This window comes from Candidatus Pelagibacter sp. HIMB1587 (assembly GCF_052047775.1).
Lineage (GTDB): Bacteria > Pseudomonadota > Alphaproteobacteria > Pelagibacterales > Pelagibacteraceae > Pelagibacter.
On sequence record NZ_JBNAJJ010000002.1, the window covers coordinates 268,242 to 282,047 of the forward strand.

The 13,806-nt window shown below is 29.2% G+C and carries 20 protein-coding genes; 8 read left to right on the plus strand and 12 right to left on the minus strand.

Annotated elements, in window-relative coordinates:
• Positions 1–5: 5 nt before the first annotated feature.
• Positions 6–797, plus strand: a complete 792-nt coding sequence (locus ACTTBE_RS05925; RefSeq protein ID WP_440677581.1) for a TauD/TfdA dioxygenase family protein — start codon at positions 6–8, stop codon at positions 795–797.
• On the opposite strand, the gene ACTTBE_RS05930 is transcribed toward ACTTBE_RS05925, so the two are convergent.
• Genes ACTTBE_RS05930 through ACTTBE_RS05940 form a run of 3 tightly spaced genes read right to left on the minus strand, consistent with a single transcriptional unit; the run spans position 798 to position 3,562 of the window.
• On the minus strand, positions 798–1,781 hold the full coding sequence (locus ACTTBE_RS05930) for an MBL fold metallo-hydrolase (protein WP_440677582.1): 984 nt from the start codon (positions 1,779–1,781) through the stop codon (positions 798–800). It abuts the gene before it with no gap.
• 4 nt (positions 1,782–1,785) lie between these two features.
• A complete protein-coding gene (locus ACTTBE_RS05935) occupies positions 1,786–2,877 on the minus strand; it encodes a PQQ-dependent sugar dehydrogenase (RefSeq protein WP_440677583.1) in 1,092 nt (363 codons plus the stop codon).
• Positions 2,852–3,562 carry an SDR family NAD(P)-dependent oxidoreductase gene (locus ACTTBE_RS05940; RefSeq protein WP_440677584.1) on the minus strand — a complete coding sequence of 237 codons (711 nt, stop codon included), beginning with the start codon at positions 3,560–3,562 and terminating at the stop codon, positions 2,852–2,854. The genes ACTTBE_RS05935 and ACTTBE_RS05940 overlap by 26 nt, the downstream gene beginning before the upstream one ends.
• Before the next feature lie 27 nt (positions 3,563–3,589).
• Between ACTTBE_RS05940 and ACTTBE_RS05945 the strand changes: the two genes are divergently transcribed.
• Genes ACTTBE_RS05945 through ACTTBE_RS05970 form a run of 6 tightly spaced genes read left to right on the plus strand, consistent with a single transcriptional unit; the run spans position 3,590 to position 6,672 of the window.
• Positions 3,590–5,080 (plus strand): cryptochrome/photolyase family protein, encoded by a 1,491-nt coding sequence (locus tag ACTTBE_RS05945; RefSeq protein WP_440677585.1) that lies wholly within the window; start codon positions 3,590–3,592, stop codon positions 5,078–5,080.
• Between the two features lie 5 nt (positions 5,081–5,085).
• Positions 5,086–5,415, plus strand: coding sequence for a hypothetical protein (locus ACTTBE_RS05950; RefSeq protein ID WP_440677586.1), 330 nt, complete (start codon positions 5,086–5,088; stop codon positions 5,413–5,415).
• Between the two features lies 1 nt (position 5,416).
• Complete coding sequence (locus ACTTBE_RS05955; RefSeq protein ID WP_440648764.1) at positions 5,417–5,545, plus strand: DUF2256 domain-containing protein; 129 nt, start codon at positions 5,417–5,419, stop codon at positions 5,543–5,545.
• Between the two features lie 5 nt (positions 5,546–5,550).
• Positions 5,551–6,270, plus strand: coding sequence for a type 1 glutamine amidotransferase (locus tag ACTTBE_RS05960; protein ID WP_440677587.1), 720 nt, complete (start codon positions 5,551–5,553; stop codon positions 6,268–6,270).
• Positions 6,267–6,458, plus strand: a complete 192-nt coding sequence (locus ACTTBE_RS05965; protein WP_262589953.1) for a hypothetical protein — start codon at positions 6,267–6,269, stop codon at positions 6,456–6,458. Before ACTTBE_RS05960 ends, ACTTBE_RS05965 begins: the two co-directional genes overlap by 4 nt.
• Entirely contained in the window at positions 6,451–6,672 is a 222-nt protein-coding gene (locus tag ACTTBE_RS05970) for a hypothetical protein (protein WP_023854586.1), read from the plus strand. Before ACTTBE_RS05965 ends, ACTTBE_RS05970 begins: the two co-directional genes overlap by 8 nt.
• Here ACTTBE_RS05970 and ACTTBE_RS05975 read toward each other — a convergent pair.
• The 7 genes from ACTTBE_RS05975 to ACTTBE_RS06005 are packed head-to-tail and all read right to left on the minus strand — an operon-like array spanning position 6,669 to position 12,055.
• On the minus strand, positions 6,669–7,808 hold the full coding sequence (locus ACTTBE_RS05975; protein ID WP_440677588.1) for an FAD-binding domain-containing protein: 1,140 nt from the start codon (positions 7,806–7,808) through the stop codon (positions 6,669–6,671). The two genes, ACTTBE_RS05970 and ACTTBE_RS05975, sit on opposite strands and share 4 nt — an antisense overlap.
• Positions 7,809–7,814: 6 nt before the next feature.
• Positions 7,815–8,195 carry a phosphate-starvation-inducible PsiE family protein gene (locus ACTTBE_RS05980; protein ID WP_075504930.1) on the minus strand — a complete coding sequence of 127 codons (381 nt, stop codon included), beginning with the start codon at positions 8,193–8,195 and terminating at the stop codon, positions 7,815–7,817.
• Entirely contained in the window at positions 8,195–8,653 is a 459-nt protein-coding gene (locus ACTTBE_RS05985; protein ID WP_440633129.1) for a hypothetical protein, read from the minus strand. Before ACTTBE_RS05985 ends, ACTTBE_RS05980 begins: the two co-directional genes overlap by 1 nt.
• Positions 8,654–8,706: 53 nt before the next feature.
• Positions 8,707–9,324 carry a DsbA family oxidoreductase gene (locus tag ACTTBE_RS05990; protein WP_440677589.1) on the minus strand — a complete coding sequence of 206 codons (618 nt, stop codon included), beginning with the start codon at positions 9,322–9,324 and terminating at the stop codon, positions 8,707–8,709.
• 4 nt (positions 9,325–9,328) lie between these two features.
• Complete coding sequence (locus tag ACTTBE_RS05995; RefSeq protein WP_440677590.1) at positions 9,329–10,516, minus strand: argininosuccinate synthase; 1,188 nt, start codon at positions 10,514–10,516, stop codon at positions 9,329–9,331.
• A gap of 4 nt (positions 10,517–10,520) precedes the next feature.
• Positions 10,521–11,030: an invasion associated locus B family protein gene (locus ACTTBE_RS06000; RefSeq protein ID WP_440677591.1), complete on the minus strand. Its 510-nt coding sequence runs from the start codon at positions 11,028–11,030 to the stop codon at positions 10,521–10,523.
• On the minus strand, positions 11,021–12,055 hold the full coding sequence (locus ACTTBE_RS06005; RefSeq protein ID WP_440677592.1) for an aldo/keto reductase: 1,035 nt from the start codon (positions 12,053–12,055) through the stop codon (positions 11,021–11,023). The genes ACTTBE_RS06000 and ACTTBE_RS06005 overlap by 10 nt, the downstream gene beginning before the upstream one ends.
• 79 nt (positions 12,056–12,134) lie before the next feature.
• Between ACTTBE_RS06005 and ACTTBE_RS06010 the strand changes: the two genes are divergently transcribed.
• Entirely contained in the window at positions 12,135–12,896 is a 762-nt protein-coding gene (locus ACTTBE_RS06010) for a Bax inhibitor-1/YccA family protein (protein ID WP_440613651.1), read from the plus strand.
• A 1-nt stretch (position 12,897) separates the two neighbouring features.
• Here ACTTBE_RS06010 and ACTTBE_RS06015 read toward each other — a convergent pair whose 3' ends face one another.
• Positions 12,898–13,242 (minus strand): DUF2794 domain-containing protein, encoded by a 345-nt coding sequence (locus ACTTBE_RS06015; protein WP_440677593.1) that lies wholly within the window; start codon positions 13,240–13,242, stop codon positions 12,898–12,900.
• Positions 13,235–13,786 (minus strand): septation protein A, encoded by a 552-nt coding sequence (locus tag ACTTBE_RS06020; protein ID WP_440619109.1) that lies wholly within the window; start codon positions 13,784–13,786, stop codon positions 13,235–13,237. Before ACTTBE_RS06020 ends, ACTTBE_RS06015 begins: the two co-directional genes overlap by 8 nt.
• Positions 13,787–13,806 lie beyond the last annotated feature (20 nt).

Below are 13,806 nucleotides of genomic sequence, written 5' to 3' on the forward strand. Positions count from 1 at the left end.
TAGATATGTTTAAGATTATTCCCAATAAAAAAAATATTGGGGCTGAAATTACGGGTAACGTTAAAAAAATTTCTAAAAAAGATTTTAAATTTTTTTTTAAAGCACTCGAGCTTTACGGTATGATTTTTTTTAGAAGACAAAAATTAAGTTCTTCAGATTATATAGAGTTTGCTAAACATTTTGGTAAATTAGCAAAATATCCAAGACTAAAAGGATTAAGTAAGAAATATAAACAAATCACTGTCGTTCAAAGGAAAGCAACAGATAAGGGACCTAGTTTTGGAGAACAGTTTCACACAGACTCAATTTACACAAAAAAACCACCTAGATTTACAATGCTTTATTCTAAACTGGTTCCTAAGAAGGGTAGAGCAAACACTGAATTTTCCTCTCAATACTTAGCTTATGATTATTTGCCTAAATTAATTAAAAATAAATTACTCAAAGTGAAGGGAAGGTACTCTTCAGAGGGACCAATTTCAGTTACTACAAGAGAAAGAGTAAAAGAGAAGGGTAGAAAGATTGAAGAATTAAAATCCATTCACAAAATTATAAAAAAGATAAAATCTAAAAATACAATTTATTGTAGTCCTGGACATCTTGTAGGATTTTCTCCAAATTTAAAAAATTCTGAAAAAGTTAAAAAAAAATTATTTAAGCACCAAGTTAAAAAAAAATTTCAATACTCATTAGAATGGGAAAAAGATCAGTTAGCTATTTGGGACAATAGATCCATGCTCCACCAAGCTACCCCTTTTAAAGGCAATAGAATTATGCATAGAATAACTATATTATAGTTAAAATAATTTGTTTAAGGACTTTACCTCACCAATATTAAATGTAATTGCATCTTCTCTTTTAAATCCATAATTTTCTGCATTATTTTTAAATCGAATTGGTGGTTCCATAATTGGCTCTAAAGATAAAACAAAAGTGCCCCAATGCATTCCTAATACTTTTTTGCTTTTAAGATCTTTTGCTACATTTAAAGCTTCTTCTGGAGTTGTGTGGTAAATAGTTTTGTCAAACATTGGTTTAAAATTATATGCTCCAATGTTGATCATAGTAAGATCTATCGGACCATATTTTTCCCCAAGTTCTTTATAGATGTTTCCATAACCAGTATCACAAGCAAATAAAATTTTTCTTTTTTTATATTCAATTAAAAAATTCCCCCACAAAGTTTTATTTGTGTCTGTTAGGCTTCTTTTTGACCAATGAACTGCTGGTAGTAAGGTTATTTTTAAATCACTATTAATATTTTTATGATCATACCAATCCATTTCATTTACATCTTTGTAATTCTTAAAATATTTTCCAAGGTTAAGTGGAACCAATACTTTTGCATCCTTGTATGGAAAATTTCTGATAGTTGACATATCTTGATGATCATAATGATTGTGAGTTAATAAAAATAAATCTGTTTTTGGAATTTCGTTCAGATCTAGTGCAGGTTTAGTAAATCTTTTTGGTCCAAATATTAATGGACCTGCATTTTTTGAAAAAACAGGATCAGTAATAATTGTTGTATTACCTAATTTAATTAAATAAGTAGCGTGCCCAATCCAGGCAATGTAATCATCATTTTTGTATCTTTCTAAATCAGATTTAACTTTTTCTTTTTCGACAACATGCTCTTTTGGAAAATTAAGACTAATATTTTTTCTTAATTTACTGAAAGTTCTATAAGAAAATTTACCTGATCTAGATATTACAACAGGTGAACCCTCAGGATTTCGAAAAGTTCCATCTGATAAGTGGTGATAAGGTTTCTCTTTCATTTTATTAATTTTTTTTTTCCATAAGCCACAAATCATCTCCAGCTAAAAAGTAAATTTTCCCATCAACTGGGTGAACTTGTATGTCTCTAATTCTCCCAATTTTATCCTTAAAAATAATTTCCTCTTGGATTTCAGATGTGTTTGAAAATATTAATTTTCTTAAAGATTTATCTTTAAGAGAAGTAATTAATGCGTGACCATTCCATTCCTCAAACTCTTTACCTTTATAAATTGTAATAGCACTTGCGGCAATGGATGGAACCCAATATTGAATAGCTTTTGTAAATCCTGGTTTCCATTTTGGACCAATTTTAGTTCCAGAATAATTTGTTCCTCCCCAGCCTAAAATTTTCCAACCATAATTTTCTCCTTTTTTGGCCTCTCCAAACCAATCACCACCTCTTGCTCCATGATTGCTCATATAAATTTTTTCATCAAATTCTGAAAAAGTTAAACCCTGAGGATTTCTAACTCCTATCTGGTATATCTCTGGAAGCCAATCTGCCTTACCCTCAAATTTAGGGTTATCTTTTGGAATACTTCCATCTAAATTTATTCTAATAATGCTTCCTGGATGTTGAGTTGGATCTTGAGCAATCATATTCATGCCTCTTTCTCCCGCAGAAGCAAACAAGTAATTTCCCTTGATAGCAAGTCTTGATCCAAAATGATAGCCAGATTCAATAGGTGGATTTGCTTGAAATATATTTTTAAAATTTAAAGAATTCTTATTTAAATCTGCTTTTGCAATTGAGGTGCTGGTTTTCCAGCCTCCTCTATTTTCTGAATATGAAATCCATAATTTTTTATCTTTATAAATAATATCTAAAAGACCACCCTGACCATGAACAAAATAGTTTAAATTATGTTTAACTTCAGAAATATTTTTTGAAACAATGTTTATTATTTTAATTTTGCCACCTTTTTCTGTAACAATTAATTCTTCACTATTAATGAAACTTGAACCCCATGGCTCACTAAAAGACCCTAATTTTTCAAAATTATAATTTTTAGAATTTGCAGTAGAGGAAATTAAAATAAAAAAAAATATATAAATAAATTTTTTCACTTTATGAAAGCTTAGATCTACCACCATCTACAGCTATAACTTGACCAGTGATCCAAGAACTATCTTCTGTAAGTAAAAATTTAGCAAGTGATGCTGAATCTTTTCCTTCCCCTAATCTTTTTAATGGATGAGCTTTTGCAATACCTTCTGCTAAAGCAGCATTTTTTAACATTGGTTCAGCAATTTTAGATTTTGTTAAGCTTGGTGCAACACAATTTACTCTTATGTTTGGAGCAAATTCTGCGGCTAAAGAAACAGTCAGACCTTCAACAGCTGCCTTGGATGATGCGATAATTGCATGATTGGTGAAACCTCTTTGTGCAGCAACAGTTGAAAACATTACAATTGATCCTTTATTTTTTTTTAAACTTTCTTGATATCCCTTGATAGCCTCTACAGCAGAATAAAGATTAAGTTTCATGCACTTTTGAAAATCTTGCTCATTAATCATTCTAAGTGGCTTTAAGTCTATAGATCCTACGCAGTAAGCCAATCCTTTGATTTCAGAAATATCTGATTTAACTTTTTCTATAAATCCATCCTCCAAAACATCCGCAACAGTATGTGAGCACCCAAGCTTTTCTACAATTGGAGCAAGTTCACTTTCATTTCTCGCAACTAAATGAATATCATTTCCTGAATTTTTTAATTGTTCTGCCAAACTAGATCCAATCGAGCCAGTTGCACCAAAAATAAGATATTTTTCTGACATAAAAATTTTTATTAGTTATATTTAAATATGAAGTTATTTTTTATACTTGGCAATCAATTATTTCCAACAAAATACATTGACCGCTTCAAAAAAGACCATCTATTTTTTATGGCTGAAGATAAGGGTTTATGCACCTATGAAAAGCATCATAAACAGAAAATTTTATTATTTTTATCATCAATGCGATCTTATGCTGACGAGTTAAATAAAAATAAATTTAAATTATACTATGTCAAAATTGAAGACAAAGAGTTTCATGATGATTATTTAAAAAAGTTAAAAAAAATTATTACTCAAAAAAAAATAAAAGAAATTTCTAGTTTCGAAGTAGAGGATAAATTTTTTGAAAAAAAAATTTCTCAATTTTTAAAAAAAGAAAAAATTAATTGGAATGTAATTCAGACACCAATGTTTTTAAATTCTAGAGAAGATTTTAAAAATTATTTATCAAAATCAAAGAAACCATTTATGGCAACTTTCTATAAGGATGTTAGAAAAAAATCTGGAATATTGATGGGTTCAGATGGTAATCCAATCGGAGGTAAATGGAGTTTTGATGAAGACAACAGAAATAAATTACCAAAAAATATATCAATTCCTAAATTTCCCAAAATTAATGAAACTAGTCATACAAAAAAATTGAAGCCTATTATTGAGAAGGAATTTAAAAATCATCCAGGAAGTACAGAGAATTTTTGGTTTGCTACTGAATATGACGATGTAGTTAAACTTTTAAACTTTTTTATAAAAGAAAAATCTAATCTATTTGGTGATTATGAGGATGCTGTTGATCAAAAAGATAATATTCTTTTTCATAGCGCTTTAAGTCCTTATATAAATTTAGGCATAATAACACCTGAACTTGTAATCCAAAAAATTTTAGATTTTCATAAAAAAAATAAAATTAGAATAAATTCCTTAGAGGGTTATGTGCGTCAGGTAATTGGATGGAGAGAATTTATGCGTGGAATTTACCAGTCCTACTCGCATGAAATGGAAACAGGAAATTTTTTTAAACAGAATAGAAAAATGAAAAGTTCATGGTATGAGGGTACTACTGGTCTTCCACCTTTAGATTATGCGATTAAAAATGCAGTTAATCATGCTTGGTCACATCACATTGAAAGATTAATGATCTTATCCAATATTATGAACCTCTGTGAGATAAAGCCAACAATTGTTTATAAGTGGTTTATGGAGATGTTTGTAGACTCATCAGATTGGGTAATGGTTCCCAATGTATATGGAATGGGATTGTTTAGTGACGGAGGGATTTTCGCGACTAAACCATATATATGTGGATCTGCATATTTTATGAAAATGATGGACTTTAAGAAAGGTGATTGGTGTAACACCATGGATGGTCTTTATTGGAGATTCATAGATCGGAACAGAAAATTCTTTTTAAAAAATCCAAGACTATCAATGATGGTTAGAATTTTTGATAAAATGAAAGATGAGAGAAAAAAAATGATTTTATCAGAGGCTGATAAATTTATTAAACAAAATACAAACTAAACTTTATGTATATTGCTATTACTGGGTTAAAGCCGAAAAATTTTTTTTCAAAATTAAGATTTTGGTTGTTGGCAATTCCATCTTTTAGGGCAGCACAAAAAGCTGAAGGAAATATATTTTGTGAAACGAAGCCATTTAATGGATACCAACATACTTTAACAGCTTGGAAAGATAGAGAACTAATGGTTAAATATTTAAATGGAACTGAGCACTCAAAAGCCATGCGAAACTTTAGAGCAATTGCAACAGGCTCTACATATGGTTATGAAAGCGATCATATTCCAACTTGGGACGAAGCTTTAGATCTTTGGAATAAAAATTTTAAAGAATATTAAATTGAAAAAACAAAACTTACCCACAAAAATATGTCCTGTATGTAAAAGACCATTTAAGTGGCGAAAAAAATGGAAACTTAATTGGGATAGAGTAAAATATTGTTCCAAGAAGTGTTCTAAGCTAAATTAGCCATAGTGAATATAATTGTACTACAACATATTAAAATAGAGGATCCAGGCTACATTAAAGATTTAATGCTATCGGATGGATTTAATTTAACCACAATAGAGTTAGACGAAGGTGAAAAAATACCAGAGGATCTTAGTAAATTTGATGGAATGTTTTGTATGGGAGGACCAATGGATACCTATATGGAAAAAGAATATCCATGGTTAATTGAAGAAAAGAAAAAAATTAAAGAATTTGTTGTAGATTTGAAAAAACCTTATTTAGGTTTTTGTTTGGGTTGCCAACTATTAGGAGAGGTAGTGGGTGGTAAAGTTGTTAAATCAAATCCTGCAGAAATTGGTATTATGGATATTGATTTTTCTAAAGAAAAAGAAAACGATAATTTGTTTTCACAATTTCCTGATAAGATAAAAAGTTTACAATGGCATTCTTATGAGGTCCAAGGAATTGAAAAAAACAATGATATAACTTTATTGGCTTCTTCACCGATTACTAAATATCAAATATTTAAATATCAAAACCACGCTTACGGAATTCAATTTCATATAGAAATAAAAGATACAACAGTCAATGAATGGGGATGCGTTCCTGAATACAAGAAAGCTTTAGAGGATCAGCTTGGTAATAATGCTTTAGAAAAATTTGATCAATCAGCAAAAGATAATATGAATGACATGAACAATTATTCTACAATACTTTATAATAACTTTAAAAAACTTCTATGATTTGCATAAAGACAGAAATACCTAATGAGCTAAACGATATAGATGATGAACTTAAAGCAATCTATCACAGCAAAGATACAGTTTGTTTTTACATTTTTAAAACAAGAGAGTTAAGAAATGAATTTTTAGAAAAAACAAAGGGTATGAATAAAAGTGAACGTGAAGAGATATATAAAAATTATGAATAATAAAATTTTTGAATGGGCAGGGGTTATTACAGCAATATTATATTCTTTATTTGTGGCTTTAAACATAGGTATAGAATTTTTTGGTTTTTGCTTATTACTTTTGTCAGCTATTTTAATCGGAATTTGGGCTTACAGAGGTGGACACAAAGGAATTCTCTTACTGCAATTTTTTTATGCTACCGCTGGAATTATAGGTATGGTTCGATGGTTTTAGCTCAAGGTTGAAACAATTTTGGGAATATAATTTTTAAAATTAAAAAATCCTTTATTACAATATTGCCAAGCTAACTGATCAAGGCTTCTGTATAAATAATCTACCTTTAAATTATTTGAGTTCAAGAAGTCTAAATTTTCACCAATTGTTGGATACAAACCATAACAATTTTCAATGTTTGTTACTTCACTTATATCAATTAACTGAAAATCAATAGATTGATTTTTTAATCTTTGTCCTTGGTCTTCTATTAACTGAGATTTAAATTTCATTAATTTTTCACTGAGTTTAATAGATCTATTTTCATTCTTGTTAGAAACTAAGTAAATTTTCTTAAAGTTTTTTTCTTTAAAGTCAGTGATTTCAAATGAGAGATTATTATCAAAAATTAAAAGATTTTTTTCTTCAATATTTTGTGGATTAGTAAAATCTTGTTTTATTATTTGATAAGATTTTTCTGAGATCTTAGGAGTCGCATTTTCATTTAATTTTATTTTTTGGAATCTATTGTTCGTGAATTTTTTAATATTCCATTCACTAGCAAGATAGTGTTTGCCTTGAGTTTGGATACCCGCAACCCATCTCCATCCTAGAGTATTTGATGCAGCATCTCCATCATAAAGATTTTGCATGAAAAATTCTGCACCTAGTTGCCAAGGTAGTTCTAAGGTAAAAATCCAAATGCTAGCAAACCACATTCTTGTGTGATTATGCAAATAATTGTTTTCTTTTAGTTCTTTAACCCACTCATTGAAGCATTCAATATCTGTTTTTCCATCTATTGCTGAGAGGTAATTTTTATTATTTTGAAATTCATTTTTTATTTGATTTAATTCAATAAGATAATCTGTCCAAACATTTGGTCTTAGCTCTAACCAACCTTTCCAATAAGTTCTCCATAAAACTTCTTGAATAAATTTTTCATTTTTTGAAAAAGAAAATTTGCTTAGAGCTTTCTGGATGACCTCTTTTTCGTTAATAATTCCATGTGTTATGTATGGAGATAAGCAAGATATGTTATTTCTTTTTTCAGGACCAAAATCAAAATTTCTTAATTTAGAGTATTCTGCAAGACCGTTATCGATAAAATTATTTAATTGATTTAAGGCCTTAGCCCTTGAAGCTTCAAACATCATTTTAAATTATTTTGATTTTTTTTTCTTGAGACCCAATTTATCACTATGTCTCAATCTTAAGACAACAATTGCTCCAGCAATTAATAAAATCGCGACCGCTTCATAAACAAGTGCAGTAGGATCCATTTCTTTTCCTTGTAAAATAATAAATCGTGCAAGAGCAGTAATCGCAATAAGCAGTGGAAGGGTAATACTAATTGATTGTTGGTTCCAAAAAACTCTAACCATCGCCAGGACCTCTAGATAAAGAAACATTAATAGTAGATCAGCTAATGTTACAGATTGATTTAAGAACATATTTTTCATCTCAATTCCAACTGCAATAACTGTGCTGATTAAGATAATAACCATCAAAGCTAGTTGTAAGTTTTTTGCTATCTTGTCCATTATTTATCTTTACTGAATGGTAACCATTTTTCAAATACTGATTTTGACGGTCCATCATATGGAATTGAATAAGAACTTGGATTTGGACTTGTTAATACTTCAATACCTTTTGAGAAAACAAATATAAATACTATTACAAAAACAATTACCATAATTTTAAATGGGTCAAAATTCTTTGTTTCAAATACACTGCTGGATCTTTCCTCTGCTTTGTGGAATTGTTTAAACGTCATGTAGACTGCAAATATTAATCCAATGTGAGCCACATAAAGACCAGCCCAACCAAAAGCAAAAGTCGTATATGAAAATACATATAAACTAAAGACTGTAGTCCATATAAAACTTAGAACTAAAAGAATTTGTAATCTTACAGTTTTTGGAAGAGCTCGAAGGTCGTTTTTACTGTCGTCAAATAAAATATTTGCAGCATCTTTCATCCAGTTTTTTAATGAGTCCATGTATTTAACATATAGTTTTAAAAAGTTATAACAAAGGAAAAATTGACTTATTTTTATTTTAAGTTTGAATTTATTGCATTTTCCAATTGTGTTACACTTTGAGCACCTGATATAAAATCATTTCCTATCTCATAAAACGGAACACCACTTATATTTTTTTTTGTAGCAATTAATATTTTTGAATTTACATCCTCAATGTTTTTATCATTGATAAAATTTTTAAAGATCTCTTCAGAAATATCATGTTGTTTTGCAATATTGGTTAAAACATAAATATCTCCTATGTCGAGACCATCAATAAAATATGATTGATAAATTTTTTCTTTTATCTGGTTTTGTATATTAAATTTTTCACTCAAAATTATTAGCAAATGAGATAGAACTGTATTAGGAGTTTTTTTTATTTTATCTAAATTAAAATTCATTCCAGACTCTTTTGCTTTTAATTTCATATTTTCATACATAGGTTCTGCAAATTTTTTCCCACCAAATTTTATCTCAAGATATTTATCACGAGCTATTCCCTCTAGAGGCATATCGGGGTTTAATTGAAAAGGTATATGTTTAATTTCAAATTTAATGTTTGGAAATTTTTTAATCGCTTTATTTAAATTTTTATGACCTATGTAACACCATCCACAAATAGTGTCTGCGAATATATTTATTTCCATTTATTTATGAACGAAGTTTTTCCTTATGAAAATTAATAAATCTTTCAACATTAGATTTGTTAAATGTTTTATTTTCTTCAAAGGAAACTTTTTTCATAGAGTAGGCTGAACTATTTGTAATTCGAGACTCTATTATTACATTTCCTTTATAAAGTTTAAGTTTTACTGAGCCATTAACTTTGTTTCTTTTAAGATCTACAATTTTTTGAAGTTTGAATCTCTCTTTTGAATACCAATAACCATTATAAATAAGTTCAGCATATCTTGGCATAATCTGATCTTTTTTATGCATTGTTTCTTTATCTAATGTTACGGATTCGATTGCTCTATGTGCATGAATTAATAAAGTTCCACCTGGTGTTTCGTATACACCTCGAGACTTTATTCCAATAAATCTATTTTCAACTAAATCGACTCTTCCTATTCCATTTTTTCCAGCGACATTGTTCAGCTTTTCTAATAGCTTAGAAGGAGACATTTTTTTTCCATTAATTGCAAACGGATCACCATTTTTAAAATTGATGGTAATAAATGAAGGCTTGTTTGGAGCTCTCTCTGGAGAAACTGTTCTTTGGAAAATAAATTCTGGCGCAGAATTTTTTGGATTTTCTAATACTTTCCCTTCAGTTGATGTATGAAATAAATTGTCATCTACTGAAAAAGGTGGAGCACCTTTTTTATCTTTTGGTATTGGTATCCCATGTTTTTTTGCATAGTTAATTAAATCAGTTCTTGATCTTAATTTCCAAATTCTCCATGGAGCAATAATTTTTATTTTTGGTCCAAAGTAATGATAGCCTAATTCAAATCTTACTTGGTCGTTTCCTTTTCCTGTAGCACCATGTGAAACTGCGTTAGCCTTAAATTTTTTAGCAACTCTTATTTGGTCTTTTGCAATCAGTGGCCTAGCAATAGAAGTCCCCAAAAGATACACGCCTTCATAAATTGCATGTCCTCTAATCATTGGATAAACGTAATCTTTTACAAAAGTATCTTTTAAATCTTGGATAATAATATTTCTTACACCAAATTTTTTTGCATTCTTAAAAATTTTTTTTCTATCAATTTCTTGACCAACATCAGCAGTATAACAAATTACTTCAGCGTTATAATTTTCTTGAAGCCATTTTAAAATTATGGATGTATCTAAACCGCCTGAGTAGGCAAGTACAATTTTATTTTTTGATTTCATTTAATTATGTACAAGCTTTTTTTGATACGTTGTAAGCTTTGGTAAATCCAAGCAAAGAATAATGATCAATTGTTTGAGATCCATTTTGATTGTATCCAGTAATCATTATCCTTGATCCCTTCTTCATTCTACTAATCATTTTTACTTCAATTTTGTTATCAGCAATCCATGCAAACCCTTGTTGCATTATATCAAACTTAAATTTGTTCTTTCCAGATACCGCAATAACAGAATTCTTGTTATTAAATTCATATCCAGGAGTAACACTTACTTCATTTGAAATACTTTCTTCTGGTCTAAAAGTTACAAATAATTTTGCATCTCTTTTGTTTGATTTTGGTGCTTGAAGTACAGGCACTGATTGTGCAAAACATACTTTGCCATCAGGTTCATATGCTACCATTGCCTCCCAATCTTTATATTTACCAATTTTCTTTACTTCCTGAGCAAATAGATGATTTGAACCTAAGATAAATAGAGCTGATAAAATTATTATTTTTTTAATTAAGGACATGGGTTTGGATAAATTGTTTGAACTTGATTGATTTCTTCAATGACGTCATTAGATAAATTTACATTTACACTTTCTATATCTGATTTCAACTGCTCCATTGTAGTTGCACCTATAATTACACTTGTCATAAATTCTTGAATTTCGCAGAATTTAATAGACATTTGAGTCATATTTAAATTGTGTTTCTCACAGATTTTAAAGTAAAGTTCTACAGCAGCCTCTGTGTTAGGTTTCCTATATCTTGTCCAAAAATCAAAGTCTCTTTCCATTCTTGATCCTTTTGGAAAATTTTTATTTCTATATTTTCCAGTTAAATATCCACTTGCTAGAGGTGAATATGCAAGGCATCCAATTTTTTCTCTAATAGAAACTTCGGCTAATCCTACTTCATAAGATCTATTTAGTAAGCTGTATGGATTTTGAATAGACATCATTCTTGGTAAATTTTTATCTTTTGATAGCTGCAAATAATTTAACACTCCCCAAGGAGTTTCGTTTGAAAGACCAACGTATCTTATTTTTCCAGCTTTAATATATTTATCTAATTCCCCAAGAACATCTTCAAATTTATTCCATTCATTTTCTTTATGAACATAACCAAGTCTTCCAAAATTATTTACATTTCTTTCTGGCCAATGCAGTTGATATAAATCAATATAATCTGTTTTAAGTCTTTTGAGACTATTGTTCAAAGCCGACTCTAAGTTTGGACCTGTAAAACTATTTTCTCCATTCCTTAAATAATCTCTTGCTGGACCTGCAACTTTCGTAGCTAAAATAACTTCATTTCTTTTTTTTGTTTTTTCAAACCAATTACCAATTATTTCTTCAGTGTCCCCATAAGTTTCTTTACGAGGAGGAACTGCATACAATTCAGCTGTGTCCCAAAAATTTACTCCATTGCCTAAAGCAAAGTCCATTTGTTCAAATGCTTCATCTTGAGTATTTTGTTCTCCCCAAGTCATTGTACCGAGACAAATTGTACTTACATCAAGATCGGTATTTCCCAATTTTTTGTAATTCATTAATGTTTTATGTTAACTTTTTATTAATCTTTTAAGGTGTCTTGAATAATTATTAAAAGACCATTATATGTAGCATATTATGGAATTTGATAAAAACGGAATATTAAACAGAGCAAAAGCAGCGCAACAAACTGCAGCTGTAATGGATGAAGGCTTAAGAGCCTACATGTTAAAAGTTTACAACTATATGGCAACAGGTGTGTTGTTAACAGGGATCATTGCATTAATGACATTTAAGATGTCAGTCGTGACTGATCAATCAGGAGCAATTGTTGGATTAACACAAATGGGGAATGCAATTTATTTGTCAGGACTTAAATGGTTAGTAATGTTGGCTCCTTTAGGTATCGTTTTTTACATGAGTTTTGGAATTAATAAGATGAGCGCTTCAAAAGCTCAAACAACATTTTGGGTGTTTGCAGCTTTAATGGGACTATCTTTATCTTCAATCTTATTAGTTTATACTGGCTTGAGTGTTACTAGAGTGTTTTTCATAACATCAGCAACTTTTGGAGCGATGAGTATTTATGGTTATACAACAAAAAGAGATTTAACTAAGTTTGGATCATTTTTAATGATGGGATTGATTGGTATAATTATTGCATCAATCGTTAATATTTTCTTGAAGTCTTCAATGATGTACTTTGTAATTTCAATATTAGGTGTTTTAATTTTCGTAGGTTTAACAGCTTATGATACTCAAAAAATTAAAAACATGTATGTTGCAAGTGACTCTGGTGAAATCGTTGGAAAAAAAGCAGTAATGGGTGCTTTAACATTATACCTAGACTTTATTAATCTATTTATAATGTTGTTAAGACTTTTTGGTCAAAGACGATAATTTATTTTTGAAGTTTCTTCCAATTAGTATTTTTAAGTAAAGACTTAAGTTCGTAAGAATTTTTTAAAATCTTACCGCTTGTATCTGTGATTAAGTATTTTAAATTTTTATTTTTCGGCTTAAAATTTTTACAAATTTTATAGAGTGCATTTTCTGCTGCATTCCTAAATACACTAAAACTAACTTGTTTGCTTGATATGTTGAGACCATAATCTTTCCAAGAGCCTTCTGAAACCATCTTTGCATAAAGATCTAAAATAATTTTAAGCTCATCTTTTTCAAAAAATTGCTTTTCCTCTATTTTATTATGTGGATTGTTTACTACTAATCTTAAGTTATTATGCATCTATTTTATGTTTATTTATTAAAGGTACCTGGAATCCTGTAAACACTATTGTTATTGGAAGCATTCCCCATACTTTAAAATTAACCCAAAATTCTTCAGTTTGTGTTCTCCAAACAAATTCATTTAATAATGCAAGACCGAAGAAAAAAAACATCCATCTCCGATTTAAAATTTCCCATCCGATATCTGACAAAGGTATTGATTTACCCATAACTTTTTTAAGCACTGGTTCTTTCGTAAAGTATTTTCCAAAATATAAAGCTAAAGCAAACATAATATTTATAATTGTTGGTTTTACATAAATAAATATTGGATCATTAAAGTAGATAGTGAGACCTCCAAAAAAAGTTATTAAAATTCCACTTAACAAAGGCATTGGTGGTATTTTTTTTTCAAAAAACCAAACAACAGCTAATGCAATGATAGTTGCAACTATTAAGGGAGGAATTGCTACTGATAAATTTTTTCCACTGTTGTAATAATAGAAAAAAAATATTGCTAGTGGTCCAAAATCAGTAACAAATTTTAAAAAAGATTTATTCACTTAAAAGATATTAACATATT

Excerpts from the sequence above, each read along its gene's own strand:
- ACTTBE_RS05925 (WP_440677581.1), top strand. The coding sequence starts at position 6 with ATGTTTAAGATTATTCCCAATAAAAAAAATATTGGGGCTGAAATTACG.
- ACTTBE_RS05930 (WP_440677582.1), bottom strand. The coding sequence starts at position 1,781 with ATGAAAGAGAAACCTTATCACCACTTATCAGATGGAACTTTTCGAAAT.
- ACTTBE_RS05935 (WP_440677583.1), bottom strand. The coding sequence starts at position 2,877 with ATGGTGGTAGATCTAAGCTTTCATAAAGTGAAAAAATTTATTTATATA.
- ACTTBE_RS05940 (WP_440677584.1), bottom strand. The coding sequence starts at position 3,562 with ATGTCAGAAAAATATCTTATTTTTGGTGCAACTGGCTCGATTGGATCT.
- ACTTBE_RS05945 (WP_440677585.1), top strand. The coding sequence starts at position 3,590 with ATGAAGTTATTTTTTATACTTGGCAATCAATTATTTCCAACAAAATAC.
- ACTTBE_RS05950 (WP_440677586.1), top strand. The coding sequence starts at position 5,086 with ATGTATATTGCTATTACTGGGTTAAAGCCGAAAAATTTTTTTTCAAAA.
- ACTTBE_RS05965 (WP_262589953.1), top strand. The coding sequence starts at position 6,267 with ATGATTTGCATAAAGACAGAAATACCTAATGAGCTAAACGATATAGAT.
- ACTTBE_RS05970 (WP_023854586.1), top strand. The coding sequence starts at position 6,451 with ATGAATAATAAAATTTTTGAATGGGCAGGGGTTATTACAGCAATATTA.
- ACTTBE_RS05975 (WP_440677588.1), bottom strand. The coding sequence starts at position 7,808 with ATGATGTTTGAAGCTTCAAGGGCTAAGGCCTTAAATCAATTAAATAAT.
- ACTTBE_RS05980 (WP_075504930.1), bottom strand. The coding sequence starts at position 8,195 with ATGGACAAGATAGCAAAAAACTTACAACTAGCTTTGATGGTTATTATC.
- ACTTBE_RS05985 (WP_440633129.1), bottom strand. The coding sequence starts at position 8,653 with ATGGACTCATTAAAAAACTGGATGAAAGATGCTGCAAATATTTTATTT.
- ACTTBE_RS05990 (WP_440677589.1), bottom strand. The coding sequence starts at position 9,324 with ATGGAAATAAATATATTCGCAGACACTATTTGTGGATGGTGTTACATA.
- ACTTBE_RS05995 (WP_440677590.1), bottom strand. The coding sequence starts at position 10,516 with ATGAAATCAAAAAATAAAATTGTACTTGCCTACTCAGGCGGTTTAGAT.
- ACTTBE_RS06000 (WP_440677591.1), bottom strand. The coding sequence starts at position 11,030 with ATGTCCTTAATTAAAAAAATAATAATTTTATCAGCTCTATTTATCTTA.
- ACTTBE_RS06005 (WP_440677592.1), bottom strand. The coding sequence starts at position 12,055 with ATGAATTACAAAAAATTGGGAAATACCGATCTTGATGTAAGTACAATT.
- ACTTBE_RS06010 (WP_440613651.1), top strand. The coding sequence starts at position 12,135 with ATGGAATTTGATAAAAACGGAATATTAAACAGAGCAAAAGCAGCGCAA.
- ACTTBE_RS06015 (WP_440677593.1), bottom strand. The coding sequence starts at position 13,242 with ATGCATAATAACTTAAGATTAGTAGTAAACAATCCACATAATAAAATA.